This window comes from Oleiphilus sp. HI0067 (assembly GCF_001635735.1).
In genome coordinates, this window is sequence record NZ_LWFI01001313.1 from 1 (window position 1) to 749 (window position 749).

The window sequence follows — 749 nt, forward strand, 5'->3', positions numbered from 1 at the left end:
TGCTGTGATTGCAACGTTTCTAAGCGTAGGGACTTTAAACTTCCCATTTAGCTTGGCACGGTTTTCTGTATTTATTTTGTCGGTAGAGCCTAGGCCAAAATCTTGGCTTCGTGGAGGAGTGCCGTTAATTTTTCTCAACGCAATATTGCTTGGAACACCAATATTATGGTGCGTGTAGTCTGTAAATGTTTCTTGAGCGGCTATGTTGCTGGTATGAAGTTGGTGGCATTGATTGCAGTTCGTAAATTGCTGGGAGAAGAAGAGCGTCATACCTAAGTCTTCTTCAGCCGTCATTTGGTATTCTCCCCGAAGATACCGATCGTATTTTGAGTCAAATGGGGATAACTCCGTGCTTGTTTCATAATTCGCGATTGCTGTAATCGCTGCATCAAATAACTTGCCGTTTTCTTTAACAACTTGTTCGCCGAAGAGTTTCGAAAACGCGGAAAGGTAGTTTTGATTTTCTCGGATGCGTTGTGAAAATTCAGCGTCTGAACGAAGCCCCATTTCATCAGGGTTAAGGGGAGGGCCAGCCGCTTGCTCTTTTAGGTTGTTTGCACGACCGTCCCAAAATAGTCCGCCAATGTACTGACCTGAGTCATTTATATGAAATTCAGGTGTGAAGCTAGCATAGGCGGCACTCGGAGTATTTCGGTCACCGATACTTGTGTTATTTGCTCCAATTGAGCCGGCGCTTGCGGCATTGAGTGATCGTGGATCTGTAAAAGCCTTGTCTGGATGGTGGCAGC

The 749-nt window shown here is 45.3% G+C and carries 1 protein-coding gene; it reads right to left on the reverse strand.

Going from position 1 to position 749, the window contains the following annotated elements:
* Positions 1-749, reverse strand: a 749-nt coding sequence (locus A3739_RS20495; protein ID WP_304440297.1) for a cytochrome-c peroxidase, incomplete at both ends; no start/stop codon positions are given.